General features: G+C 64.6%; 22 protein-coding genes. 15 read left to right on the forward strand and 7 right to left on the reverse strand.

Annotation, left to right across the window (positions count from 1 at the left end; genetic code table 11):
- The first annotated feature begins 157 nt into the window (after positions 1-157).
- From dapA to DVS29_RS32635, 5 genes are all read left to right on the forward strand, one after another.
- Positions 158-1,063 carry a 4-hydroxy-tetrahydrodipicolinate synthase gene (dapA, locus tag DVS29_RS32615; protein WP_118184699.1) on the forward strand — a complete coding sequence of 302 codons (906 nt, stop codon included), beginning with the start codon at positions 158-160 and terminating at the stop codon, positions 1,061-1,063.
- A 37-nt stretch (positions 1,064-1,100) separates the two neighbouring features.
- A complete protein-coding gene (locus DVS29_RS32620; RefSeq protein WP_118184701.1) occupies positions 1,101-2,171 on the forward strand; it encodes an ABC transporter substrate-binding protein in 1,071 nt (356 codons plus the stop codon).
- A 62-nt stretch (positions 2,172-2,233) separates the two neighbouring features.
- The gene (locus DVS29_RS32625; RefSeq protein ID WP_118184703.1) at positions 2,234-3,664 is read left to right on the forward strand and encodes an FAD-binding oxidoreductase; all 1,431 of its coding nucleotides are present in this window, start codon (positions 2,234-2,236) and stop codon (positions 3,662-3,664) included.
- A gap of 77 nt (positions 3,665-3,741) precedes the next feature.
- Positions 3,742-4,512 (forward strand): pyrroline-5-carboxylate reductase, encoded by a 771-nt coding sequence (locus tag DVS29_RS32630; RefSeq protein WP_118184705.1) that lies wholly within the window; start codon positions 3,742-3,744, stop codon positions 4,510-4,512.
- Positions 4,513-4,651: 139 nt separating this feature from the next.
- A complete protein-coding gene (locus DVS29_RS32635) occupies positions 4,652-5,671 on the forward strand; it encodes a LysR family transcriptional regulator (RefSeq protein ID WP_118184707.1) in 1,020 nt (339 codons plus the stop codon).
- 54 nt (positions 5,672-5,725) lie between these two features.
- On the opposite strand, the gene DVS29_RS32640 is transcribed toward DVS29_RS32635, so the two are convergent.
- The 3 genes from DVS29_RS32640 to DVS29_RS32650 all read right to left on the reverse strand — a co-directional run bounded on the left by DVS29_RS32640 (position 5,726) and on the right by DVS29_RS32650 (position 9,819).
- Entirely contained in the window at positions 5,726-7,300 is a 1,575-nt protein-coding gene (locus DVS29_RS32640) for a methyl-accepting chemotaxis protein (RefSeq protein WP_240655929.1), read from the reverse strand.
- A gap of 75 nt (positions 7,301-7,375) precedes the next feature.
- The gene (locus DVS29_RS32645) at positions 7,376-8,527 is read right to left on the reverse strand and encodes a porin (RefSeq protein ID WP_118184711.1); all 1,152 of its coding nucleotides are present in this window, start codon (positions 8,525-8,527) and stop codon (positions 7,376-7,378) included.
- A 380-nt stretch (positions 8,528-8,907) separates the two neighbouring features.
- Positions 8,908-9,819: a helix-turn-helix domain-containing protein gene (locus DVS29_RS32650; protein ID WP_240655930.1), complete on the reverse strand. Its 912-nt coding sequence runs from the start codon at positions 9,817-9,819 to the stop codon at positions 8,908-8,910.
- A 270-nt stretch (positions 9,820-10,089) separates the two neighbouring features.
- Between DVS29_RS32650 and DVS29_RS32655 the strand changes: the two genes are divergently transcribed.
- Positions 10,090-10,869 (forward strand): glucose 1-dehydrogenase, encoded by a 780-nt coding sequence (locus DVS29_RS32655; protein ID WP_118184715.1) that lies wholly within the window; start codon positions 10,090-10,092, stop codon positions 10,867-10,869.
- A gap of 134 nt (positions 10,870-11,003) precedes the next feature.
- On the opposite strand, the gene DVS29_RS32660 is transcribed toward DVS29_RS32655, so the two are convergent.
- A complete protein-coding gene (locus DVS29_RS32660) occupies positions 11,004-12,536 on the reverse strand; it encodes an amino acid permease (protein WP_118184717.1) in 1,533 nt (510 codons plus the stop codon).
- Positions 12,537-12,826: 290 nt separating this feature from the next.
- Between DVS29_RS32660 and DVS29_RS32665 the strand changes: the two genes are divergently transcribed.
- The 9 genes from DVS29_RS32665 to DVS29_RS32705 all read left to right on the forward strand — a co-directional run bounded on the left by DVS29_RS32665 (position 12,827) and on the right by DVS29_RS32705 (position 22,867).
- Complete coding sequence (locus DVS29_RS32665; protein ID WP_118184742.1) at positions 12,827-13,840, forward strand: helix-turn-helix domain-containing protein; 1,014 nt, start codon at positions 12,827-12,829, stop codon at positions 13,838-13,840.
- A 79-nt stretch (positions 13,841-13,919) separates the two neighbouring features.
- Positions 13,920-15,191 (forward strand): MFS transporter, encoded by a 1,272-nt coding sequence (locus DVS29_RS32670; protein WP_118184719.1) that lies wholly within the window; start codon positions 13,920-13,922, stop codon positions 15,189-15,191.
- 78 nt (positions 15,192-15,269) lie between these two features.
- On the forward strand, positions 15,270-16,724 hold the full coding sequence (locus DVS29_RS32675; RefSeq protein ID WP_118184744.1) for an amidase: 1,455 nt from the start codon (positions 15,270-15,272) through the stop codon (positions 16,722-16,724).
- A gap of 151 nt (positions 16,725-16,875) precedes the next feature.
- Positions 16,876-17,640 (forward strand): SDR family NAD(P)-dependent oxidoreductase, encoded by a 765-nt coding sequence (locus tag DVS29_RS32680; protein WP_118184721.1) that lies wholly within the window; start codon positions 16,876-16,878, stop codon positions 17,638-17,640.
- A 138-nt stretch (positions 17,641-17,778) separates the two neighbouring features.
- Positions 17,779-18,591 carry a molybdenum cofactor biosynthesis F family protein gene (locus DVS29_RS32685; protein ID WP_118184723.1) on the forward strand — a complete coding sequence of 271 codons (813 nt, stop codon included), beginning with the start codon at positions 17,779-17,781 and terminating at the stop codon, positions 18,589-18,591.
- On the forward strand, positions 18,588-19,400 hold the full coding sequence (locus DVS29_RS32690; RefSeq protein WP_118184725.1) for an SDR family NAD(P)-dependent oxidoreductase: 813 nt from the start codon (positions 18,588-18,590) through the stop codon (positions 19,398-19,400). The genes DVS29_RS32685 and DVS29_RS32690 overlap by 4 nt, the downstream gene beginning before the upstream one ends.
- A 156-nt stretch (positions 19,401-19,556) precedes the next feature.
- Complete coding sequence (locus tag DVS29_RS32695; protein ID WP_118184727.1) at positions 19,557-21,008, forward strand: APC family permease; 1,452 nt, start codon at positions 19,557-19,559, stop codon at positions 21,006-21,008.
- A gap of 99 nt (positions 21,009-21,107) precedes the next feature.
- Positions 21,108-22,409 carry an NAD(P)/FAD-dependent oxidoreductase gene (locus DVS29_RS32700; RefSeq protein ID WP_118184729.1) on the forward strand — a complete coding sequence of 434 codons (1,302 nt, stop codon included), beginning with the start codon at positions 21,108-21,110 and terminating at the stop codon, positions 22,407-22,409.
- 98 nt (positions 22,410-22,507) lie between these two features.
- The gene (locus DVS29_RS32705) at positions 22,508-22,867 is read left to right on the forward strand and encodes a cupin domain-containing protein (protein WP_118184731.1); all 360 of its coding nucleotides are present in this window, start codon (positions 22,508-22,510) and stop codon (positions 22,865-22,867) included.
- 53 nt (positions 22,868-22,920) lie between these two features.
- Here the strand turns inward: DVS29_RS32705 and DVS29_RS32710 are convergent, their stop codons facing one another.
- From DVS29_RS32710 to DVS29_RS37500, 3 genes are all read right to left on the reverse strand, one after another.
- Positions 22,921-23,910 carry a helix-turn-helix domain-containing protein gene (locus DVS29_RS32710; RefSeq protein WP_118184733.1) on the reverse strand — a complete coding sequence of 330 codons (990 nt, stop codon included), beginning with the start codon at positions 23,908-23,910 and terminating at the stop codon, positions 22,921-22,923.
- The gene (locus tag DVS29_RS32715; protein ID WP_118184735.1) at positions 23,910-24,317 is read right to left on the reverse strand and encodes a DoxX family protein; all 408 of its coding nucleotides are present in this window, start codon (positions 24,315-24,317) and stop codon (positions 23,910-23,912) included. Before DVS29_RS32715 ends, DVS29_RS32710 begins: the two co-directional genes overlap by 1 nt.
- A 58-nt stretch (positions 24,318-24,375) precedes the next feature.
- Positions 24,376-24,911 (reverse strand): WD40/YVTN/BNR-like repeat-containing protein (locus DVS29_RS37500; RefSeq protein WP_164708044.1); only part of this gene is annotated, 536 nt, incomplete at its 5' end.

The raw sequence follows: 24,911 nt of genomic DNA on the forward strand, positions 1-24,911 counted from the left end.
CACGAAGGTTTAGTCCGGCTAATACAATCGTTCAGCGAAGTTGATGGTGTACCGGTACGCTTTTTGATGTCTCTAATGTCTCGCTAAACGCGGTCTTGCCAAACGCGCTCCGGCGTTTTGAGCTGGAGCGTCTTTCGAGCGACTTATCGAGGCACACATGAGCACCCGTCACAAGTACACAGGCATTCTCACGTCGGTCCCCACCCCCTTCGATTCGAAAGGTCAGTTCAATGCGCCGGTGTTGCGCCAGCTGATCGAACGGCTGATCGACGCGCAGGCGGACGCGATCGTGCCGGTCGGCGGAACCGGCGAATACATTTCGTTGACGTTCCGCGAACGTCTCGCAGTGGTGGAGAGCACGCTCGAAGCGGTCGGTGGCCGCTGCCCGGTGATTCCCGGCATCATCTCGGCCGGCATCAACGATGCGGTCGAGAACGCGCAGGCTTACGTCGAAGCCGGCGCGAAGGCGGTGATGGTCGTCACGCCCTACTACTACCGCCCGACCCAGGAAGGCGTGCTCGACTACTACAAGCATCTGTCCGACAAGGTGGATGCCGACATCATCCTGTACGAGATTCCGTATCGCACCGGCGTTTCGCTGCATTACAACACCGTCAACCGGCTGGCCGAGATGACGCGCGTGGTCGGTATGAAGGCCTGCAATCCCGATCTCGCGCAGCAGATGCGCGTGGCGGAGCAGTCGGCGTCGAAGATGGCGATCCTGAGCGGCGAGGAAGACGTGCTACCTCTGCACGTGGCGATGGGTGCGGTCGGCGGCATCATCTCCAGTTCCAACCTGGTGCCGCGTCAATGGAAGCGCATACTCGATCTCGCGCTTGACGGGCGTCTGAAGGAATCGATCGCGCTGCATGCGACGCTGCGCCCGCTGATCGATGCGGTCTTTGCCGAGCCCAACCCGGCGCCGCTGAAAACCGCACTGACGCTCACCGGCCTCGATTTCGGCGGCGTGCTGCCGCCGCTCTTCCCCACGTCCAGCGCCCTGCGGCAACGGCTCGAGCAGATCGTGCCCGCATTCGTCGAACGAGAGTCCGCGCGAGTCTGACGGGCGGCCCGGCTCACCACTACAAGAGGAGATCAGCATGGCATCGAATCGCACAACCGGCCTGGACAGGCGCCGCTTCCTGCAACTCGCGGGATCGGCGCTCGCGGGCAGCGCGCTTGCCGCGCCAATGATCGTCACGTCGCGCAAGGCGCTCGCCGCCGAAAACCTCACGGTCGTGAGCTGGGGCGGCAACTATCGCAAGGGCGTGGAGGAAGCGCTCGCGAAGCCGTTCGAGAAAGAGTTCGGCGTGAACGTCACGCTGGTGGATACGCCGGATCTCGCCAAGGTGAAGGCGCAGGTCATGACGAACAACGTGCAATGGGACGTGTTCGATGCGCCGGGTTCGATGGCCTTCAACGGCGCGAAGAACGGCTACTGGGAACCGCTCGATCCGGCGCTCTTCAATGCGTCCGACCTGATCGCGCCGGTGCGCAAGGAGATGGTGCCGTTCTATGGCTTCACCGGCGGCATCTGCTGGGACGGCAAGCGCTTCCCCGACGGCAAGCATCCGCAAACCTTCGCGGACTACTTCGACTTCAAGCGCTTTCCCGGTCCGCGCACGTTGCGCAACCGCGCGTTCGAAACGCTGGAAATCGCGCTGCTCGCGGACGGCGTGCCGCCCGAAAAGGTCTATCCGCTCGACGTGGACCGCGCGTTCCGCGCGCTCGATCGCGTGAAGCCATCTATCGCGAACTGGGTCGAGCAGACGCCGCAGACCGTGACGCTCGTGGAAACCGGTCAGGTCGATTTCAGCTACACGTACGCGACGCGCGTGAAGGAAGCGCAGGAAGCGAACCAGCCGGTCGACTTCTCGTTCAAGCAGACGCTGACAGGCCTCGAATATCTGGTGGTGCTGAAGAACTCGCCGAACCGGAAGGACGCGATGAAGTTCGTGCAGTTTGCGCTGCGCCCCGACCGCCAGGCCGCGTTGATGAACCTGCACGGCAATACGCCCGCGAGCAAAAGCGCGCGAGCAATGATGGACCCTGCCGTTCGCAAATGGCTGTCCGATCCGAACAACAAGTCGAACCTGCTCATCAACGACGCGTACTGGGGCGATCACTACGACGAACTGACGCTGCGCTTCAAGGAATGGGCGCTGTCCTGATTCCGGCCATCCCATCGCAGGACAGGACGGCCGCAATCGAATCCATCACCACCGGAACAGATATGGAAGCGAACGAAATCGTCGCGGCGATGCAGTCGATCGCCGGCGCGGCAAGCGTGGCCAGCGCGGCGAACGACATGGCCCCGCATTTCATCGACTGGAGAAAGCGCCATACGGGCGTCTCGGCATGCGTCGTGTTTCCGCGCAGCACCGAAGACGTATCGAACGTGCTCGCGTTCTGCAACGAGCATCGCATCAAGGTATTCCCGCAAGGCGGCAACACGAGCACGTGCGGAGGCTCGGTGCCGGACGAAAGCGGCAGCAGCATCGTGCTCAACCTCGCGAAGATAAATCGCATCGTCGAGGTCAACGCGCAGGACAACTCGATGACGGTGCAGGCCGGCTGCATCCTGGCCGACATTCAGGCAGCGGCGGACCAGGTCGACCGGCTCTTTCCGCTGTCGCTCGGCGCGGAGGGCTCGTGTCAGATCGGCGGCAATCTCGCGACCAATGCGGGCGGCACGAACGTGGTGCGCTTCGGCAACACGCGCGATCTCGTGCTGGGCATCGAAGCGGTGCTGCCCGATGGCCGCATCTGGAACGGGCTGCGCACGCTGCGCAAGAACAATAGCGGTTACGACCTCAAGCATCTGTTCATCGGCGCGGAAGGGACGCTCGGCATCATCACCGCGGCCACTCTGAAGCTGTTTCCGAAGCCACGCGCGCGCGCCACGGCCATTCTCGGCTTCGCGCACGTGCAGGATGCGGTCGACGAAGGCATCAAGCTGCAGATGCAGTTTCCCGGCGAACTCGTCGGCCTCGAACTGATATCGAAGAGCGAGTTCGACATCTCGCTGCGTCACGCCGCGCAAACGCGCAATCCGTTCGAGGCGACGCCCGAATGGATCGTGCTGGTCGAACTGGCCGCGAGTTCGGCGACGAGCGAAGCATGGACGGACCGCCTGACCGAATATCTGCGCTTCGCGTTCGAGGATGGCATCCTTCGCGACGCGGTGGTCGCGACGAGCGAGCAGCAGCGCGCGGACCTGTGGAAAATCCGGCACAGCATCACCGAGTCGAACGTGCGGGAAGGCATGGGCATTACGCACGACATCGCCGTGCCGACCTACTGCATTCCCGCGTTCATCGAGCAGGCCGGCAAGGCGCTGCAGCAGCACTTTCCCGACGCGTTGCCTGTCGTCGTCGGCCATATGGGCGACGGCAATCTGCACTACATCGCGATGTTCAGTCACACGTACTGGGCAGCGCTGCCCGATCGCAGAAAGACGCAGCTCGAATTGAGCCATCTGCTGTACGACATCTCGGCGGCGATGGGCGGCACCTTTAGCGCCGAGCACGGCATCGGTTCGCTGCACGTGCCGGAAATGCCGATATACAAGGATCCGGTCGAGATCGCGCTGATGCATTCCGTGAAGGCGCTGCTCGACCCTCGCGACACGATGAACCCTGGGCGCGTGTTGCCCCAGTCATGAACGGCGTGCTTCAACACCTTTAAAACCGGGCGCAGAAAAACGGGCTTTTCGCCCCTGCGCCGCTCTAGAGAAACGATATGCGACTAGGATTTGTAGGTACCGGCGTCATCACGCAAGCGATCGTAACCGGACTGGTGCGTGTGGGCGCGCCTTTCGATTCGATCGCGCTGTCGAACCGGAATGCGCACACCGCCGCGAGCCTCGCGGCGCTCGATGCACGTATCCATGTGTGCGAGTCGAACCAGGCCGTGCTCGATGCATCGGACGTCGTGTGTCTGGCGATCCGCCCGCAGATCGCGGAGGACGTCCTGGCCGAACTGAAGTTTTCGCCCGCGCACCGTGTGATCAGCTTCGTCGCCGGCATGAAGATGGACGAACTGAGAAAACGGATCGATCGCGTCCAGCACATCGTGCGCGCCATTCCGCTGCCCGCGGTGGCCGATGCGCTCGGCAGCACGACGCTCTATCCGCAGGACGACGTTGCGCGTGCGCTGTTCAACCAGGTAGGTGTGGCCGTCGAAGTGGAGAACGAACATCAGTTCGACTGTCTGTCCGCCGCAACCGCGACGATGGCGAGCTTTTATGCCGTGCTCGAAAGCCAGGCGCAATGGCTCGTCGCACAGGGGCTCGCCTATGACAAGGCACGCGCCTTTCTCGCGGCGTATTCGCTTGGGCTCGCACACGGCGCGAAAACGAGCGATGCACCGTTCGACGATCTGGTGAACCAGTCGATGACGCCTGGCGGCATCAACGAGCAGTTGCATCACGAGCTGCTTGGCAAAGCCAGCTACGCCCAGTATCAACATGCATTGACCGGCGTGCTCGACCGGATCGAAGGGCGGCGCTAACGGCAACAGCGTGATCAGGCGCGCGCGCTGGCTGTCGTCACGCGACGCGCGCTGCAGGCACCTTCCGGCTGAAAACTTTGATACGCTTTGCCCATCGGGTCGTGACATCACTGGCGGATATTCGGGGGCAACGCACGGCATGGAACCACTTTCGGCAGAACATTATCCAGACTGGGACTTGCTGATCAGCTGGGTCTGCGTCGTCGAATCCGGTTCGATGTCCGACGCGGCCGACCGCCTCGGCATCTCGCAAGGCGGCGTGTCGCAACGCATCAAGGCGCTCGAAAATCTGCTCGACACGACGCTGCTCGATCGGGCTTCGCGTCCCGCGCGCCCTACCGCGGCGGGACGCCGTCTGTTCGAACACGCGACGGATCTGCTGCGCAACGTCGATCAGATGGTCGAAAGCGTACGCAACGTCACGCGCGCGAAACGCACTGTCGTGCGGCTCGGCGCGATCGACTCGTTCGCCGCGATGATCGGTCCCATTCTCACCCGCGCGCTAGCGGGATCGGCCCATCAGATCCGCTTGTGGTCCGGCATCACGCCCAATCTCGACGCGCAGCTCGAAGCGCGTCAGCTCGACGTGACAGTCACGATGAACGGATATTCGCGCGTACCCGAGATCCGGCGGCTCAAGCTGTTCACCGAACCGTATTTTCTCGTCCTGCCGAAAGCGTTCGAAGTCGAGCAGCTGACGACGCTCACCGAATTGAGCAAACACCTGCAGTTCGTGCGCTACAGCGCGCGCTCGATCAACGGGCAGCAGGTGGATGCCTATCTGAGCGCGCATGGAGAATATATCGAGCGAACCTGCGAGTTCGACGCGACCGATCCTTTACTCAGCCTCGTTGCCGCCGGTCTCGGTTTCGCGCTGACGACGCCGCTCTGCGTGTGGCAATCGCGCCATTATCTGCCTGACATTCGCGTCGTTCCGCTCACCGCGTTCTCCCGTTATGGGCGCGCGCCCGCTGAACTGCATCGTTCGTTTTACCTGGCCTTTCGCGAGAACGAACTGGGCAGCCTGCCGGCCAACCTGTTCGACCTGTTTCGCAATACCTTCGAGCGGCAGGTGGCGCACGACATCGCGAACGCGATGTCGCTCAATCCGAAAACGGTGTTCATTCTCGACGACGGATCGGAGTCGTCCAGCGAATGAGACATCGGGCGGGGCATGGCTTGCTCAACCCTGCCCCTGCGAAAACACCCGTTTTCAGTTGACGAGATAGCCTTCGCGCGGAACCTCGGCCGCATCGGCAATCCTGAACACCGCGACCGCCCGATTGAGATTCACCGTCTGGTCCTGAAGCGACTGTGCGGCCGCTGCGGCCTGCTCCACGAGCGCCGCGTTCTGCTGCGTGACCTCGTCCATCTGGACGACTGCCTGATGAATCTGCTCGATACCGCGGCTCTGTTCCGACGAAGCCGTCGCGATATCGACCACGATGCCCGACACCTGCCCGATCGACCGCATCACTTCCTCGATGATGTTTCCCACTTCGGCGGCTTGAGTTACGCCAACCTGAATCGTCGCCACTGAAGACTCCAGCAGTTCCTTGATTTCTCTCGCGGCTGTGGCGGAACGTTGCGCGAGGCTTCTCACTTCGCTCGCGACGACCGCGAAACCGCGCCCCTGCTCGCCCGCGCGCGCCGCCTCGACTGCCGCATTGAGCGCAAGGATGTTGGTCTGGAACGCGATGCCTTCGATCACACCCGTGATCTCCGAGATTCTCGTCGAGCTCCCGCTGATGCTTTCGATCGTTTTCATCATCCCCTGCATCGCGCCGTTACCGGTGCTGGCCATGTCGCTGGCGCGCCCGGCATAGACGCTGGCCTGCTGCGCATTGTCGGCGTTCTGTCTCACGGTCTCGGTCAACTGCGTCATGCTCGCGGCGGTTTCTTCAAGCGACGCCGCCTGCTCCTCCGTTCGCGCCGACAGATCCAGATTACCCGTGGATATCTCGCGCGCGGTCACATCGACGGATTCCGCACTTGCCTTGATGTCGCTCACGGTCTCGCTCAATTGCTGATCCATGCTCTTCAACGCCTGCAGCAGCTGGCCGAATTCGTCCCGCGATATCTTCACGTCGAACGGATTGCGCAACGTGCCGCCCGCGATCCGGTTCGCGACCCACACTGCCTGATCAAGCGGAGCGGTCACAACATGCGAGAGATAGAGCGACAGCCCGATGGCGGCGAGCACACCGACGCCCACCAGCGCGATCGACATCACCAGAAAGGTATGGAAAGTGACATCGCTGTCCGCTTCGAATACCGCGGCCTGTGCTTTATGCAGCGCGGCGTCCTGATCAACGAGCGTTGCGAGCGCTCCGGCGATTTCCTCGTGGCTGTCCACCATCGGTATTGCGCCGAAATAGCTGCCTGCCGAGAGTTCGGTGATCAGTTGCTCCGTCAGATCGTTGAATTGAGGCAAGAGCTTTTTAATCTGCCCGGCGATCGTGCGTTCCTTGCTGGTGGTCACGCCGCTCGCGTAGTAGTGCTTCCACGCAGCGTCCATGGCTTTCTGGTCGGCACGAATCTGTTCGATGCCGGATTTCGTCCGGCCCGCGTCACGAAACATCTCGATCAGGTGGAGCCGGAGGCGGATATCGAGCTGGGCCGACCGTACGTCGGAGAGGTCTGCGATCGGCCCCGTGTTACCCGTGAAGGAATCGCGCATGTTCGAGTTCACGCTCGACAGGCCGAGCACGCCGAAAATGCCGACTATCACCAGCAGCGTCACGGATGCGCCGAACGTCGCGAAGATCTTGAACCTGATGCTATGCACGAAACTTTTCACTGCTGCTCTCCCGAACAGGCACGTTGCATTCCCGGTCCACACCGTGTGGACCGGGCATCCTGCTTAAAACTTGTGGCGCAGCGCGACGCGGAACACGAACTGCGAATCCGTCGACGACACATTCGCCGCACCGGGAACGTAGGCATCGTCGAGGACGGTGCCGGTCTTGTCGCCGCTCACATGCTGGTAGGCGCCCTGAGCGTAGACGTCGGTACGCTTCGACAGGTTGTAGTCCGCCATCAGGCCGATCGACTGGTAGTTCGGGTGCAGATCGCCGCTCGACGCATCGAAGCTCGTCCGCGTGTACGTGTAGGCCGCGCCGGCATAGAACGCCGGCGTGAACTGGTACTTCGCGTTGAGCTCGAAGTTGTTGAACTTCAGCGACGACAGCGTGGCACCGCCGGTCGGCGTGATCGCGCCGACATAGCCCGAACTGACCGGTTGCGTCACGTCCGTGTTGGTGTAGGCGAAGCCCAGCGTGGTGGCGCCGAACGTGTAGTTCACACCCGCGCCGAACACGCGCAGACGCTTCGCGACGAAGTTCTCGTCGCCACCGTTATTGATTGCGCCACCGGAGGTTGCGGACGGATTGTTCGCCTGCAGGTAAGCCGCCGCCAGCAGCAGGCCGCCATTCGTGTACTGCGCGCCGAGGCTGTACTGGCGGTTGTTCGCGAAGTTCGTGTCGTTGCTGAAGCTGTAGGTGCCGCCGAACTGGAAGCCGGCCAGCGTCGGGCTCGTGTACTTGACCGTGTTGTTGACGCGGAACGTGTTGTCCGTGTTGTCGTTATCGTACGGATGGGAGAACAGATAGCCCGCCCAGTTTCCGTTCGACGTGGTCTGCGCGAGATAGTCGACGAGCGAGTCGTATTGCCGGCCGAGCGTCACCGTGCCGTACGTGTCCTGCGCAAGACCGACGTACGCCTGCCGGCCGAACATCAGTCCGCCCTGCCCGAGCTTGCCGTTGTTCACGTTGAAGCCGTTCTCGAGCTGGAATACCGCCTTGAGCCCACCACCGAGATCTTCAGCACCCTTCAAACCAAAACGGCTGCCTTGCACGTAACCGCTTTGCAGTTCGTAAACCTTGCTGCCACCTACGTTATTCGTATAGTCGATGCCTTCGTCGATCACCCCGTAGAGCGTCACGGTATTTTGTGCCCAGGCAGGCGTAGCGAGCGCAATCGTCAATGCGGGGGCCAGCAGCTTGATATGTCTCATGATAAAGATCCCAAACAGGAATATTGGTTTTTGTTAAACAGCATTCCTAATCATCTAGTTGATATGGAATTGCGGCGTCTCCTCTCCCGGCAGTCCTCGTTCCCGAGGCACGCTGTACCGATAGCATCGAAAAAACCAGGTGCCTTCTTTTCGCCTGGATGGACTGGATCCGGGCGGCCGCGACGGCATTGCATACCGATCGATCGGCGGAATCGAGCGTATCAGGACAAATTGACCGATCCCGCTACATTTTCTGCACGCTTTGCCCTACCTCCGGTAATGCAGGAAGACGATGTAGCGTTCGTTTAACGGTTGGCAACGCAACCAGCGCCCGGTTCCGGCCCGCGCCTTAGCGGCCGCGCTGTGCGCCTGGAATGCCGCTACACCTTGTTGCGAGCGTTGCGCTTCGCGGTGACGGACGGCAACTCACCGAACATGGTCCGGTAGTCGTTGGCAAAACTGCCGAAATGCCAGAATCCCCATTTGGTCGCCGCGTTCGTGACCGATTCGCCGGCCCTCAGCTCACGCCGCACATGGTTCAGGCGGACGGCTCGCAGGTACGCTGCCGGGTTCAGGTTGATGGCATCGTGGAACGCGTACTGAAGCGTTCTGCGGCTGATGTCGAGCTGCACGCAGAGTTCGGCAATCGAAAGTGGACACGTGGATGGATCCTGCAGGCGCGCCTGAACGGCGTTGACGACGCTCCAATGCCGGGTCGCACGGCCGGTTCCGGCCGGCGCCACCGAGACGACTTCAGAAATGGCAAAGAGGATGGTGCGCTCCAGCAACTCGATGCGATCCTGCGTGTCCGGCTGCCCCGTTTGCCACCCGCCGGCCAATGCGACGAGCGTCTGCCGGAGCAGGCTGCGCAGACTGTCCGCAACTTCGGCTGCCATCGGGATCACGGGCGCCACGGTTTTCGCACGCAGCGATGCGGCGAGCCCCCGCATGTCTTCCGACGCCAGGCTATCCGGCTCGATTTCGACGTTCACCAGCACGTGACGGTCCGGCGAGTAGAACTCGAATTGCGGCAGGCTCGAGAAGACGTGCAGGCTGTCGTATCCGCTCTTTTCGCCGCACATCCTCGCGTGCCCTTCCAGCTCGAGCGGCACGGCAACTGCGATCCGGTCCGACGGCACAGCGCCCTGCTGGAGAATCACCTTGTCCAGATGCTCCACCAGCAGGCGGATACCGCCGAGGGAGACCAGCGACGACGAGCCGTGAAAGAGACCGCCCGAGATCTGCGTGTAATTCAGGGCCCAGCCGTCGAATGCGCGCGCCGATTCGTCCACATCGGTATACGTGCTGAACGCGACACTTCGAGCGCGCGAAGTGCCGCCGGAAACGTCTTCGGTGGTCCGTTGCGGAAGTGGACTCATCGGTCGTGATCGATGTGAGCAGGCGAATCGATTGTACCGAGAAGCGCGACCGCACAAAAATCCGCCCCGGCTGTGGACCGTGGAAACCCTTGCTTGCCGAAATCCGATAGCGGGAACGTCCTGCCGGCCGCAATTTTCAGGTTGGTCGTCCCATGCGGACGAGCTCACCTGGAGAACACACGTATGAATGCGAAGATTGACGGCCGTCTTGCGGGCAAGGTTGCTATCGTGAGCGGCGGCGCGGGCGGATGCGGCGCGGCGGCTTCACAGCTGTTCGCCGCGCAGGGTGCCCGGGTTGCGATCGTCGACCGCAACGGCGATGCGGCGGAGACGCTCGCGTCACAGTTGCGCGACGCCGGCCTCCACGCTATCGGTATCGGGGCCGACGTATCCCGGCAGGCCGACGTACAGCGGGCGGTGAACGCGGCGCGGGAACGATACGGCAACGCGGACATCCTCTTCAACCACGCCGGCACGCTGATCGTGAAGCCGTTCCTCGACATCGATGAAACGGAATGGGACTGGCTGATGGGCGTGAACGTCAAGAGCATGTTCCTGATGACCCAGGCCGTGCTCCCGCAGATGCTCGAAAAAGGCCGTGGCAGCATTATCTGCACGTCCTCGATTTCGGCAGTGTGCGCGACGCCGGGCGAGGTGCTCTACGACGCGACCAAAGGCGCGTGCCATATGTTCGCCCGCGCGATCGCGGTCGAGTACCGCGATCGAGGCATTCGCTGCAACGCGCTGGCACCGGGCTTCATCCGTACGCCACACGGCATCCGCGAACTGAAGGATCTGCAGGCGATGGGCGTGGACGCCACTGAGGAAGCGATCGCCATTCAGCAGGGTCGCCTGTGTGAACCGTCGGAAGTCGCATCCGCTGCGCTGTTCCTCGCGTCCGACGAATCGAGCTTCGTCAACGGGACCCATCTTTTCGTCGACAACTGCTTCTCGGCCGTTTGAGCGTCAATGCGTGAAACGCGACGCCCGATCTCCCGGGTGTCACGTGAGTCGGTTACGCGAAAATCTTCTCTGGAGTGCAAACCGTTCCGGCTCCGAGGTCATTCCCCCGGGAGCCGGATTCATTTCAATTTCGTTCAGACCGACTGATCGACTGCGGCCTCGATGGTGCGAATGCGCTCGAGATTGGTCTCCGCCTTCAGCGCAGGTGGGCCCTTGAAGGTCTTGCGAACGCCGAATCCGTACCAGATAACCATCAGCGCAGCGACGAAGCCGACCAGCACGTACAGCACCTTCTCGTTCGGCGGCTGGATGCCGACATAGGCGAGCACGCAGGCGCCAAGCAGTGCGAGCAATGCGCACGGCTTCGACCAGATGCCAAGCTGGAACGGCCCCTTTTCAGTCCACGTGCGTCCCTCCGCGAGCAGACCGGAGCCGATCGGCATTGCATACGAGATGAACAGGAACACGGCGCTGCCCGCGCTCAGCACCGAGAAGGCGTCGCCGTACAGCGTGGCCACGATGGCGAGCACCGCGCAGGTCCAGATGGCCGGTCCCGGCGTGCGATGCGTGGGGCTCACGCTCCGAAGAAGCTTCGAGCCAGGCAGCCCGCCGTCGCGCGCAAACGCGTACATCATGCGCGACGTCGACATGATGGCCGCCAGGCCGCACACGTAGTTGATGAAGAACATCGCGATTTCGAGGCATACGCGGAACGTCTTCGGAATGGGCGCGAGAATGGCTTCGAAGAAACCGGTGCCCTGCTTCATGCTGGTGGTCAGGTCCGGCATGACGAGCACGAACGCGCACACCATCACGTAGCCGAACACGGCCGACCAGAACACTGAACCGATGATGCCTTTCGGAACATTACGCGCGGCGTCGTGCGTTTCTTCCGAGGTGTGTGCCGATGCATCGAACCCGGTAATGGTGTAGGTCACGAGCAGCAGACCCGACAGGAATGCGAGCGGCGTCGCCTGCTTCGGCCACGCGCTTCCGTCGACACCCGTGAAGTTCGTGAACGTGACGAGCCGGTGCGCATCGAATCTGACCGGCGAGAACACCAGCAGCGCGCCCACCAGAACGATAGTGACCACGAAGATCAGATAGCCGGACAGATCCGTGATCTTGCTGGCGATCCTGATTCCACGCGCGTTGAGGTAGGCCTGCGAAATGGTGATGAGGGCGATGAACGCCGTTTGATGCCACCACGTCAGACTGTCCGGATTGACGCCGAACATCGGCGCGATCGACGTCTTGAAGAACGGATCGTAGGTGCCGAAGTTGATCGCGGCGATCACGAAGATCAGCCCGATCAGGTTCAGCCACGCGGTCAGCCACCCCCATTGCTTCCCGCCCAGAATGGCACCCCAGTGATACAGGCCGCCGGCGGTCGGAAACGCGGACGCAATCTGCGACATCGAAACAGCGACGATGAGTGCGAACAGCGCGCCCAATGGCCAGCCGAGGCCGACGGATGCGCCGCCCGCGGCCGAGAAGGCCATCTGGAACGCCGTAATGCCGCCGGACAGGATGCAGATGACCGAAAACGAGACCGCGAAGTTCGAAAAGCCGCTCATCCGGCGGGACAACTCCTGGGCGTAGCCCATCTTGTGCAGCAGCCCGACGTCGCTGTCGCTGGCTGTTTCAGACCGGTATTTCGCGTCCATACCCACTCCGTTACGAAAGCCCCGCGGCGCAGGGCCATGTTTGCCGCCATGTAACCTGGCTTGCGCCTGGCATGGGTCTTTACCGGCAGCGGAGAGCTCTCACCTGAAAAACGGCTGTCGCCATCTGCACGATGGGCAAACGGTAGGAGGCCAAATCTCGGAGCACTATCGGATTTCGGCAAGGTAGGGGATTTCCCGGCCACTTCGTTCACGGGACAATGCCCATTGCCATCGAAATGGATTTCCTGAACGATGACGGACGCCGACAATCGCCGCCTTTCAGAGTCCTGATGAAAGCCCCTTCCCTCCCGTATCAGGCGTCCGCCACAGCATGCGTCGACGCCCGCCCTGACGAAGCGCCGGTCAACCGGCGCTTCGAGTGCGACGACGTCGATGCACACGCGCGGTGCATGACCGGCTGGTCAATCCATCTGGATCAGCTTTCTCCAGGGCCATTTCACGGCATGCTCCATGAAATCCACGTCGATGGCGTGCAGTTGCTGCGTGAACGGGTCAACCGGGCGCTGCTCAAACGCGGCGACGCCTCGCAGCACACGACGTCGTTCAGCGTGCCGCTGGAGACCGCCGGCGCAGGCTACTGTGCCGGCACACCGCTTCAGGAGCGGATGCTGCTGGTTTCGAGCGGCACGTCGCTGCCCGAGCTTCGCACACCCGATCAACATGACGTCGCGGTTCTGACGGTATCCAGCGACGCACTGCGGGCCGTCGCGTCGCTGGACGATGGCGATACTGCTTTGCCACTGTCCGAAGCAGCCTGCCTGGTTGCGCTGAGCGGCCCACGCTACGACACGCTGAAGACCTTTCTGCTCGAGAGTTTCGGCGCGGCGGAGACCGTCGGCGAAGCGTTCGACCACCCTCAGATGCGCAAAGCGCTGCACGATGCCGTGCTGCTCGAACTCGCGCACATCGTCGAGCATGCACAGGATCCGGTCAGGCTCGACCGGACGGCACGCCACCGCATCGTGGCCCGGGTGCGCGAGCTCGTGATCGCGAAGCCCGACGTTCCGTTCACGGTGCTCGATATCTGCCATGCGGTCGGCACGAGCCGTCGCAAGCTGCAATACTGCTTCGAGGAGACCCTCGGCACGCACCCCGCGCACTACCTGCGCGTGCTGCGTCTGAATGCGGTGCGGCGCGAGCTGCGGCGTCACTCGCACGGCGCCGCGTCCGTCAGCGACGTCGCGTTCCGCTGGGGCTTCTGGCACCTCAGCCGGTTCGCCACCCACTACCGGCAGTTGTTCGGCGAACTGCCGTCGGAAACACTGAAGCGGCCTCCTCAATAATTACCAAAAGCGGATAACGCTCAATATTTCGACGTTCCTAGACTCCGTACACACGCTCAACAGTACGGGGAACGGAACGATGAAGACCAGCAGATGCCCGCCCGCGGCCGCCAGCGGCGCAACCCTTACGACCACGACGGCGCCTCGCGCGCTGGCAACCGCCGGCCGTCCGCAGCCCGGCGCCAGCCAGGGCGCCGTCCTGCTGCTCGGCAGCAGCCTCACGATCATGGGCGCGGTGATGATCGCGCCGATCCTGCCGAAGCTCGCGGCCGAGTTCGTGCCGGCCAATCCCGCCGCGGCCGGCCTCGTGCCGCTCGTCGCCACCGGTCCCGCGCTCGCGATCGCGCTGTGCGCGCCGCTCGCCGGCTGGCTCGCCGACCGCGTGGGCCGCAAGATGCTGCTGTTGCTGGCCACGCTGGTGTACGGCATCGTCGGCGCGGCGCCCGCGCTGCTCAACGACCTGGGCGCGATCCTCGCATGCCGTCTCGTGCTCGGCGCCGCCGAAGCGTGCGTGATGACGTGCTGCACGACGCTGATCGGCGACTACTGGCAAGGCGACATGCGGGTGCGCTACGTGAACCGGCAGGTCGTGACGATCGGCATCGTCGGCACCGCGTTATTCGTGATCGGCGGCGCGGCGGGCGAGCATTCGTGGCGCTATCCGTTCTACCTCTATCTGCTGCCGGTCCTGCTCGTGCCCGCGATCGCCGCCCTGCTCTGGGAACCGCTGCGCGCGCCGCAGACCGCACAAGCCGCTGACGACACTGCAGCCCCGGCCGGCGGCAAGCTGGCTCCGACGCTCGCGGTCGGCTATCTGCTGGTCTGCATCGGGATGATCGGTTCGTTCGTCGTGCCGGTGCAAATGCCGCAGTTGATGATCGACATCGGCGAGCGGTCGTCGACGATGATCGGTATCGCGTCGGGCGTCGGTCTGCTGGCGACGCTCGGCGGCTCGATCGCATGGCCGCTGCTGCGCGATGGCATCGGCCGGCGCTTCGTCAATGTCGTGCTGCTGGCGCTGCTTGCGACGGGCCTCTCGTTGTTCGCTCACGCGCATACGGTGACCGCGGTGCTGGTCGCGGTGACGATCCACGGCTTCGGCGGCGGGCTGCTGGTCCCCAATGCGATCCTGCCGCTGATGCGCAAGCTGCCGCTGTCGATGCGCGGCCGCGGCCTGGGCGGCTTTACGTCGGCGCTCTATCTCGGGCAGTTCGCGAGCCCGCTCGTCGTGCTGGCGGGCATGGGCGCATTCGGCAGACTGCGGCCCGCGATCGTCGCGATCGCCATCGGTGCGGCGCTGGTCGCCGCGCTGTGGATACCGGCGGCGCTCCGCCTGCGCGACGACGCGTAACGACGCATGACCCTGCATGATCGCGCGTCGCGCCACGTGACGCGCAGCACCCCTTTTCCCGAACTCGCGGAACCCCTCATGGAAGACTTTCGAACGCTCGTTGCCACACACGACGGCATCGCGCTGGCCGAACTCGTACGCGGCAAGGAAGTGACGCCCGCGGAACTGCTGGCCGCCACGCTCGCCAGTGTCGATGCGGTCAATCCGGCGTTGAACGCGGTCGCCGAGCGACTCGACGAGCCGGCGCGCGCGGCCGCGGCATCGATCATCGGCCGTGAGAGCGTGCTGGCCGGCGTACCCACGCTGATCAAGGACCTCTTCATGCCGGTGCGCGGCGCGCGCATGGCGAACGGCTCGCATCTGTTCGGCGAGTACCGCCCCGACTTCGACGGCGAGCTGGTCGCACGGTTAAGGCGTGCGGGCATTCCGATCTTCGGCACGTCGCTGTCGCCGGAATTCGGCACGTCGTACTGCACGTCGTCGGCGCGCTTCGGCATCACGCGCAACCCGTGGCATCCCGAAGTGACCGCGGGCGGTTCGAGCGGCGCCGCGGCCGCCCTGGTCGCCGCACGCGCGTTGCCGTTCGCGCATGGCAACGACGGCGGCGGTTCGCTGCGCGTGCCCGCGTCGTGCTGCGGCGTATTCGGCCTGAAGCCGACCCGCGGCCGCACGCCGATCGGACCGATGGCCGGCGAAGGCTGGGCCGGCATGGGCATCAATCACGCAATCACACGCTCGGTGCGCGACAGCGCGGCGCTGCTCGATCTGACCGCCGGTGCCGATATCGGCGCGCCGTATGCGGCCCCGCATCAGGCCGACACGTTTCTGTCCGCGACGCGGCGCGAGCCTGGACGCCTGCGGATCGGCGTGATCGAGTGCGCGCCGCCGTGGCCGACAGACCCGGCGTGCGCGGCGGCGCTCGCGCATACCGTGTCCCTGCTGACCTCGCTCGGCCATCACGTCGAGCCGCTCGCGAGCCCGGTCGACTCGCACGCGTTCTACGATCAGGTCTTCACGATCATCGGCGCGCAGACCCGCGCACTGCTCGACGGCATCGCGAGGCAGCGCGGCGAGCCCGTGCGCGACGACGAGATCGAGGCGCGCACCCGCATCATCGTGCGCGACAAGGGCGGCGTATCGGGTGCGCAGTATGCCGCCGCCGTGGACTGGATCCATGCGCTCGGCCGCACCTTCGGCCGGCTGATGGAGCGCTACGACGTGCTGCTGACGCCGACGCTCGCCACCCCGCCGCTGCCGCCCGCCGCTCTCGCGATCGACGACGCGACGCTGCCGCTCGACGCGGTCATCGACCGTTCGCACCGCTTCTCGCCATTCACCGCGTGGTTCAACGCGACCGGTCAGCCGGCGATGTCGGTGCCGTTCTACTGGGACGAGCGCGGCTTGCCGATCGGCAGTCATTTTGCCGGCGCATTCGGCGCGGAAGCATTGCTGTTCTCGCTCGCCGCGCAGCTCGAACGGGCCGCGCCGTGGGCCGCGCGCGTGCCGCCGGTTTGCGCGGTGCCGGCGCTTTGATCAGGATTCGATCCGTGCCCGCTGCATTCATCCAGGCGCATGTCCTGCAGACAGATTGCCGATCTCGGCTCCCTGGCAACACGCTGGTGGGTCCATGCTCGGAAATGGGAGCGGCATCGGCCGGCGGCGGCTTCATCAAGGACAACGGAATATGGATCTTGGATTGGCGGGCAAGGTGGTCGTCGTCACGGGCGGTGCATCGGGCATCGGCAACGCGTGCGCGCGGGCCGCGCTGCACGAAGGCGCGCGCGTCGCAGTTCTCGATGCCGATTTCGAACTTGGGCAGAGGTTCGCGCGCGAACACGCCGACGCCGGACTGCTTTTCCTTTACACCGACGTCAGCGACGAACGCTCGGTGGCGGCCGCGTTCGACGCGGTCGTCGAACGCTTTCACGGCATCGATACGCTGATCGCCTGCGCCGGCGTGTCGGGCCCGGTCGGCCGGCGTGTCACGGAGGTCGGGCAGGACGAGTGGGACCGCGTGATGGCCGTCAACGTGCGCGGCGTGTTTCTGTGCGCGAAGCACGCACTGCCGCATCTCGAAGCGGGCGCGCAAGGTTCGATCGTGCTCGTCGCGTCCGACAGCAGCCTGTTCGCGAGCGCGGGCATGACGCCCTACTGCGCGTCGAAAGCGGCCGCGTTGATGCTCGCGAAGGGTTTGAGCGTCGATCACCCGGCGGTACGCGTGAACAGCGTGTGTCCGAGCGTCGTCGATACGCCGATGTCGCGCCGCGATCTCGGCCTCGAAACGCGCGGCTTCGACGGCACCGGCATCCCGGCGATCGCGCCGCAGGATGTCGCCCGTCACGTGCTGTTCCTCGCGTCGCCGCTCAGCGCGCCGGCCAACGGCACGGCAGCCGTGCTCGACTTCGGCTATGCGGTGCGCTCGGGCTTTCCCGAGGTTGCGTTCGTGTGAGCGCCGCACGCCTGCCTCTGCTTTGCCGAATCCGGTTCCCGTTCACGGCACGCGTTCCAGCACACTGAGCCGGTCTTCGGCCGCATCGTCATCGTCCGGCGCGGTCCGCCTTCGAACCCACCCACAACGGGATTTTCCATGAACGAAACCAACTGGATTTCCGTCGGCGACCTCGGTACGAGCTTCGCCGTTTCGAGCAACGCACTCGCACCCGTCGCCGATCTCGCCGGCCACGCGTACGACATCGACTTCGGCGGCGCCGTGATCACGCACACGTTCGTCGACGGCGAGACGTTGCGCTGGCAGGTCGCCGGCACCAGCGAGTCCGGCACCGACACGTATCGGGCCAGCTCGCCGCGCGACGGCATCTATTTCGTCGACTTCGTCAAATCGTCGGCACGCGCGACGTCCGTGAGTCTCGTGCTCGATCTGCAGCGCGGCATCGCGACCGCCGTCATCGGCACGCTGCCCGACGCGGCGCGCGCCGCGATCCCGGCCGTCGAGCTGGCCTGGCAGAAGCGTGAGCTGACCGGCGTCGACGTGCAGATCCTGGCGGGCGCGATCGACCGCCGCTTCGACAGCACGTCCGCCGTGCACGAAGCCACGCGCGAACTCGTCGGCAAACGCGTGCTGTATCGCTACAACCCGCACGAATGCTACGAGCACGTGTATCTGAACGACAGCATGTATGCGTGGCACTGCGTGTCCGGCATCGAACAGGGACTGGCCGATGCGGATCGCTGCCACTACCGCAAGATTCGCGATGGCCTGTACCTGTTCGTCTGGCGCGAAAAGATCGTGCCGACGCTCGGCGTCGTCGTGATCGATCTCGACGCGCGCAAGACGACCGGCAAGATTTTCGGCTATGCGGGCAACGACTTCGGCACGCTCGCCAATTTCCCGATCGGCGCGTACGCGACCGTGCTCAACACGACGACAGTGCGGCAATGACGCCGCGCTTCGACGGCCGCGTCGCACTCGTCACGGGCGGCGGCACCGGCATCGGCGCGGCGACCGCAGCGCGTCTCGCGCGCGAAGGCGCGCACGTCTATGTGCTCGGCCGGCGCGCGGCGCCGCTCGAAGCGGTGGCGAGCGCGACCGGCGCGATCGCGCTGCCCGCCGACGCGGCGGATCCGCTGCAGGTTCGCGCGGCGCTCGCGCGAATCGCCGAACGTCACGGCCGGCTCGACGTCGTGATCGCCAACGCGGGCGGCTTCGGCATCGGCGCGCTCGGCGACACCAGCGACGACGACTGGCGCCGCGCATGCCGCGTCAACCTCGACACCGCGTTCGTCGTCACCCGCGAAGCGTTGCCGATGCTGATCGAACGCCGCGGCGCGATCGTCGTCGTCAGCTCGATCGCGGGTCTCGCGGCCGGCCCCGACGCGGCGGGCTACGTCACCGTCAAACATGCGCTGATCGGCCTCACGCGCTCGCTCGCGCGCGACTACGGTCGCCACGGCGTGCGCAGCAATGCGCTATGTCCCGGCTGGGTCCGCACCGAAATGGCCGACGACGAAATGCGTGCGCTGATGGCGGCGCGCGGCATCGCGACGCTCGACGACGCGTATGCGCTCGCCACGCGCGACGTCCCGCTCGGCCGGGCTGCGAGCACCGGCGAAATCGCGTCGGTGATCGCGTTCCTCGCATCGGACGACGCGAGCGCGATGAACGGCGCGGTGGTCGTCGCGGATGGCGGCGCCACGATCGTCGACGTGCCGACGCTCGCGTTCGCGGACAGCCTGCCGGCCTCGGCCTGAAAACCGCCGTACGCATTGCCAATTTGGGCTATCTGTCGCATTTTTGACGTTCATAAACTGGGCTCCAGATCGCGTGCCACACGGCGTCCGGCGCGACCGGACCGGCGTGACCGGCGACCTCACCTGCGTCGATGGAAACACCGAGGAGTCTTACAAATGACTGTCGCAAACGAAGCGCAGAAGTCCAACGAATTGCGGCGCGAAGCGCTCGGACTCGGCTTCATCATCTTCTTCGTGATCTCCGCGGCCGGTCCGCTCGTCGCGATCGCGGGCGGCGTGCCGATCGGCATCATGCTCGGTAACGGTGCGGGCACGCCCGCGCTGATCGTCGCCACCGTCGTGATCCTGCTCGCGTTCTCCGCGGGCTATACGTCGATGGCGCGCTATGTGACGAATGCCGGCGGCTTCTACGCGTTCGCCGCGCGCGGACTGGGGGGCGGCGTCGGCGGCGCCGCGGCACTCCTCGCGCTGCTCGGCTACAACACGATGCAGATCGGGCTCTACGGCATGTTCGGCACGGTCGCGTCCGGCTTTCTCGCGCAGCATCTCGGCATCGCCGTGCCGTGGTGGGTCTGCGCGTTCGCCGCGATGGCAAGCATCGCGGTGTTCGGTTACCGGCAGATCGACCTGTCGGCGAAGGTGCTGTCCGTTCTCGTGATCGGCGAATATCTGGTCGTGCTCGTGCTCGACGTCGCGATCCTGAAAGTGGGCGGCGCGGCCGGCCCCACGCTCGTGCCGTTCACGCAGCACGCGGTGCTGAGCGGCACGCCCGCGGTCGGCCTGCTGTTCTGCTTCGCGATGTTCATCGGTTTCGAGGCGACCACCATCTACAGCGAGGAAGCGAAGAACCCGCACCGCACGATTCCGCTCGCGACGTATCTGTCGGTTCTGCTGATCGGCGGCTTCTATGCGTTCTCGGTCTGGTGCATGGTGGTCGGCGCGGGCGCCGATTCGATCGTGAAGATCATCTCCGGCCTGCAGGACCCGACCACCTTCCTCTACTCGCTGTCCGACCACTACGCGAACCGGAGCCTGACGCTCGCGATGAGCGTGCTGTTCATCACCAGCGTCTACGCGGGCCTGCTCGCATTCCACAATTCGGCGGCGCGCTACTTCTTCGCGAGCGGGCGCGAGGGGCTGCTGCCGAAGGCGCTCGGACGCACGCATCCGACCCATCAGAGCCCGCACAACGGCTCGCTGCTGCAATCGGCGCTGGCCGCCGTCGTGGTGCTGCTGTTCGCGATCGCCGGTTCCGATCCGGTGCTCACACTGTTCTCATGGCTCACCAACGTCGCAACGCTATGCGTGATCGCGCTGATGGCGCTCACATCGTTCGCGGTGATCCGCTACTTCCGCCATGCCGACGCCGGCGCGGACGAAGGCGCGCTGCGCGTGGTCGTACTGCCGCTGCTGTCGGGCATCGCGCTCACCGCCGTGCTGCTGTTCGCGATCGCGAACTTCTCGGTGCTGACCGGTGCGAGCAAAACGCTGTCGTATGCGTTGACCGTCTCGCTGCCGGTCGCCGCGATCATCGGCTTTCTGCTCGCCGGGCGGCTGCGCATGCGCAACCCGGTGCTCTTCAGCAAGCTCGGCAATTCGAAGCTCTAGGCGCGCTTCTTCAGGTTTCCTCACGGATTCCCGTATGACCGTCCGGGTACCGGCGCTCGCGCCGACACCCGGGTTCACGTCTTTTCGATCACACGCAAGATGAACACCAAGCTCGATTCCCTCACCTATTACGCGGCAACGAAGAAATACGATCTGCGCTTTCCGACGCTCAGCGAAGATATCGACGCCGACGTCGTCGTGATCGGCGGCGGCTTCTCCGGCATCAATACGGCGCTCGAACTCGCCGAACACGGCATCCGGAACATCGTCGTGCTCGAAGCGAAGCATCTGGGCTACGGCGGCACCGGACGCAACGGCGGACAGATCATGGCCGGCATCGGCCACGATCTCGACGCGATCGCGAAGCATGTCGGCGAAGACGGGCTCAAGGAAATCTTCCGCATCAGCAACCTGGGCGCCAGCATCATCCGCGACCGGATCGACAAGTACGGCATCGACGCGGACTTCCGCAACGGCTACGCGTATCTCGGCTTCAACAGCCGCCAGGAAAAGACGCTGCGCGAGTGGGAAGCGAGCTTCCGTGCGGTCGACCCGGAGACGGAAATCCAGCTCTATACCGGCCAGGAAGTGCGGAAGGTGGTCGGTTCGGACGTGTACGGCAGCGCGCTGCTGCACATGGGCGGCGGGCACGTGCATTCGCTGAACCTGCTGCTCGGCGAAGCGCAGGCGCTGGCAGGCCACGGCGCGCGCATCTTCGAAAACAGTCCGGTGCTCGACGTCGAGTACGGCGACCGCGTGACGGTACGCACGGCGATGGGCTCGGTGCGCGCGCCGAAAATGCTGTGGGCCTGCAACGGTTTTCTGAATGGGCTCGAACCGCAGATCTACCGGAAGACGGTCAATACGTACGCGTTCCAGCTGTGCACCGAACCGCTGCCGGACGAACTGATCGAGCGCATCAGCCCGATCCGCGGCGCGTATAGCGATATCCGGCCGATCATCGACTACTACCGCGTGACCAACGAGAACCGCCTGCTGTTCGGCAGCGCGACCGCGCTCCTCGACTATATCCCGGGCGATCTCAAGGCATGGAACCGCAGCCTGATGCTGAAGGTGTTTCCGTATCTGAAGGACGTCAATATCGATCTCGCATGGGGCGGCCCGCTCTGCTGCGGCGCGAACCTGTTCCCGCAGATCGGCTCGCTGCCGCAGCATCCGAACGTGTTCTACGTGCAGGCGTATGCGGGCTTCGGCGTGACGCCGAGCCATATCGTCTGCAAGGTGCTGGCTGAAGGCATGACCGAGGGCTCCGCGCGCTACGACCTGCTGAGCTCGGTGCCGCACGTCGACATCTTTGCGAAGGACCAGTTGCGCGCCGTGATGACGACCGCAGGCAAGGCATGGAACCAGTTGAGCGGCTTCTGGAAGGGCCGCCGCTAGGCGTCGAAGCCTGCGCCGCATGCACCACACGCCGCGCGGCCGCTTCACCCCGCACGACCACCCGCACTCTCCGCAACCGACCATAGGAGTCGACCGCAATGCATAGCATCAAACTGGGCACGTTTCCGCAGGAACTCGACGCATGGGGAACCGTTGCCGATCTCGGCTCGACGATCGTCGAAGGCGAAGTGAAGGCTTTCGGCAAGGTGCACCACGGCACGCCCACGTCGCCCGTCAGCGCCGGCTACTTCGCGTGCACGAAGGGCAAGTTCAACATGACCTATCCGTTCAGCGAGCAGGCCACCGTGGTCGAAGGCGAATGCGTGCTGCGCGACGAACGCACCGGCGAGGCCGTCCACTACAATGTCGGCGATAGCTGGTTCATCGAGAAGGGCACGCCGATCGCGTGGGAGATTCTGACCGAACGCTTCACGAAGCACTATTTCGCGGTAGTCTGAGCACCCCGCCGCCCTCGCCGCCTGGCGAGGGCCGACGCATAACGCGCCGGCCGTCACGCATGCGTCGCATGACGCCGCAGCGTAACCGACGGCAGTTCGCCGAACATCCTGCGGTAGTCCTCACGAAAGTGCGACGGATGCCAGAACCCCCACTGCGCGGCGATGTCGCCGATGCCCGGCGAACCTGAACCTGCCCGCCGCGCCTTCAATGCGCGCCGCGCGCCGTTCAGCCGGACGGCTTTCAGATACGACAGCGGCGTCACGCCCAGTACGTCTTCGAAACAATATTGAAGCGTGCGGCGCGACACGCTGACCTCGCGGCACAGCGTGCCGACCGTGACCGGCTCCGCGACGTTCGCGCGGATATAGGCCATCGCCCGATCGACTACGCGGCGCCGCGCGATCCACACCGGCCGACTCGCGGCCGGACCGGAAACGCACGGCGTCAGCATGCTCAGCGCACCGTCGAGTTCGTCGAGCGCCGCGTGCGCGGTGACGACGTGCGGAACCCGCACGTCGTGCTTGCCGGCGGGATAGCCAGCAAATACGTCAAGCAGGTTTTCGAGCAAACGGCGCAGCCGTTCGACTGCCGCGCGCTCCGCTCCGACGATGCCGGAGCACGCGGCGATCGGCGCGTTCGCATCGACGCCATCCGCCTGCAGTTCGTCAAGCCGCGCGACCGGCAGCACGAGCCCCACCGTGCGCATGGTTCGCGCGGTGCGGAAATCGAGTTCGTCGCCCGCGTTCAGCACCATCAGCTCACCGCCTGCCAGCGGGCTGCCGCAGAACACCGCGCGCCCATCCACTTCGGCGGCGATCGCGAAGCCGCGCGCATTCGCGCGGATCCGGCCGGCTTCGTGAATCGACTGGCGGGTCGCTTCGCAATACACCTGCACGTCGCCGAACGACACCTCGACGAAGCGTGCATTCAGACGCCCGGCGGTCAGCTGGTCGAAGCGCTGTTCGAACACCGTCAGACCGCACGCGAGATCGTCGACGTCGTCGGTATCGAAGCGCGTCACGCTGCAGCGCAGCGGCTTCATCACGCGGGCGCGCGTGTGCGCTTGAGCGCGAAGGCGCCGTCGCCCAGCAGGAACAGGACGATCAGCGCGACGAGCCAGAAAGCCGGATATTCCCAGCCGCCGTCCTTGTTGGTGAAGAGCCAGCCGTTCGCCGCATGGACCGTGACGATCGCGCCCGCTAGATCCAGCGCGAGCGGAATCGCGAAATAACGCGCGTGCCAGCCGGCGATCAATGCGATCCCGCCCACCAGTTCCAGCGCGATCACCGCGTACGCGAGCGCGGCCGGCAAGCCGAGCGACGCAAAGAATTCGACGGTGCCGGGTATCGTGAAGACAAAAATCTTCAGCGACGCGTGAGCAATAAAGAGCACGCCGAGGCTCACACGCAGCAAAAGCGCGGCATAGGGGGCGGATGATTCGCGAATCATGAGAAAACCTGGTCAGGAATGGAAGCGTCAGTGGAAATGAGATGCGCAGACTGCGGGATCATTCGGCTTTGAGAATGCCCTCCTCCGAAAACAGAATCGGTGTGCCTGCGCCTTTAGCTGCGCTTTTGGCTGCGCTCGCGCCGGCATCCGGCACGATCAGCGCAGTCAGCGACGCGCGATCCAGCCGCTCTTTCGCGGTGAATCGCGCCGCGCCCGAGGCGCCGGTTATGACGAAACCTTCGAGGCCCACGCCGAGCACCTGATCGCCGGCCGCGACGAGGTCCGTGATCGACCCGTTCGAGCCCGAGTCGATCGCCGTCCAGCTATCGCCACCGTCGCTGCTGCGATATAGATGGCCGAGCAGGCCACCGACGTACAGCGAACCGTCGGACGCGGCGGTGCCCGTCCACAGGCTGCCTTTGTTGCCGGTGTCGCGGTACTCCCAGCTAGCGCCGTGATCCCGCGAGCGCAGCACGGTGCCCTTCTCCGCGGCGATATACAGCGTGCCCGCGCGGTCGGCGAAGATCCGGTAGAGATTGCGATCGGCCTTGCCGCCACCCGGCGGCGGTGGCAGCTTCGAGACCTTCCACGTAT

Source organism: Paraburkholderia phosphatilytica, assembly GCF_003443895.1.
Lineage (GTDB): Bacteria > Pseudomonadota > Gammaproteobacteria > Burkholderiales > Burkholderiaceae > Paraburkholderia > Paraburkholderia phosphatilytica.

Bases quoted from the DNA above. Each gene is read 5' to 3' on its own strand.
- DVS29_RS32670 (WP_118184719.1), top strand. From the start codon at position 13,920: ATGAAGACCAGCAGATGCCCGCCCGCGGCCGCCAGCGGCGCAACCCTT.
- DVS29_RS32680 (WP_118184721.1), top strand. From the start codon at position 16,876: ATGGATCTTGGATTGGCGGGCAAGGTGGTCGTCGTCACGGGCGGTGCA.
- DVS29_RS32685 (WP_118184723.1), top strand. From the start codon at position 17,779: ATGAACGAAACCAACTGGATTTCCGTCGGCGACCTCGGTACGAGCTTC.
- DVS29_RS32695 (WP_118184727.1), top strand. From the start codon at position 19,557: ATGACTGTCGCAAACGAAGCGCAGAAGTCCAACGAATTGCGGCGCGAA.
- DVS29_RS32635 (WP_118184707.1), top strand. From the start codon at position 4,652: ATGGAACCACTTTCGGCAGAACATTATCCAGACTGGGACTTGCTGATC.
- DVS29_RS32665 (WP_118184742.1), top strand. From the start codon at position 12,827: ATGAAAGCCCCTTCCCTCCCGTATCAGGCGTCCGCCACAGCATGCGTC.
- DVS29_RS32625 (WP_118184703.1), top strand. From the start codon at position 2,234: ATGGAAGCGAACGAAATCGTCGCGGCGATGCAGTCGATCGCCGGCGCG.
- DVS29_RS32700 (WP_118184729.1), top strand. From the start codon at position 21,108: ATGAACACCAAGCTCGATTCCCTCACCTATTACGCGGCAACGAAGAAA.
- DVS29_RS32655 (WP_118184715.1), top strand. From the start codon at position 10,090: ATGAATGCGAAGATTGACGGCCGTCTTGCGGGCAAGGTTGCTATCGTG.
- DVS29_RS32645 (WP_118184711.1), bottom strand. From the start codon at position 8,527: ATGAGACATATCAAGCTGCTGGCCCCCGCATTGACGATTGCGCTCGCT.
- DVS29_RS32690 (WP_118184725.1), top strand. From the start codon at position 18,588: ATGACGCCGCGCTTCGACGGCCGCGTCGCACTCGTCACGGGCGGCGGC.
- DVS29_RS32620 (WP_118184701.1), top strand. From the start codon at position 1,101: ATGGCATCGAATCGCACAACCGGCCTGGACAGGCGCCGCTTCCTGCAA.
- DVS29_RS32710 (WP_118184733.1), bottom strand. From the start codon at position 23,910: ATGAAGCCGCTGCGCTGCAGCGTGACGCGCTTCGATACCGACGACGTC.
- dapA (WP_118184699.1), top strand. From the start codon at position 158: ATGAGCACCCGTCACAAGTACACAGGCATTCTCACGTCGGTCCCCACC.
- DVS29_RS32705 (WP_118184731.1), top strand. From the start codon at position 22,508: ATGCATAGCATCAAACTGGGCACGTTTCCGCAGGAACTCGACGCATGG.
- DVS29_RS32630 (WP_118184705.1), top strand. From the start codon at position 3,742: ATGCGACTAGGATTTGTAGGTACCGGCGTCATCACGCAAGCGATCGTA.
- DVS29_RS32660 (WP_118184717.1), bottom strand. From the start codon at position 12,536: ATGGACGCGAAATACCGGTCTGAAACAGCCAGCGACAGCGACGTCGGG.
- DVS29_RS32715 (WP_118184735.1), bottom strand. From the start codon at position 24,317: ATGATTCGCGAATCATCCGCCCCCTATGCCGCGCTTTTGCTGCGTGTG.
- DVS29_RS32675 (WP_118184744.1), top strand. From the start codon at position 15,270: ATGGAAGACTTTCGAACGCTCGTTGCCACACACGACGGCATCGCGCTG.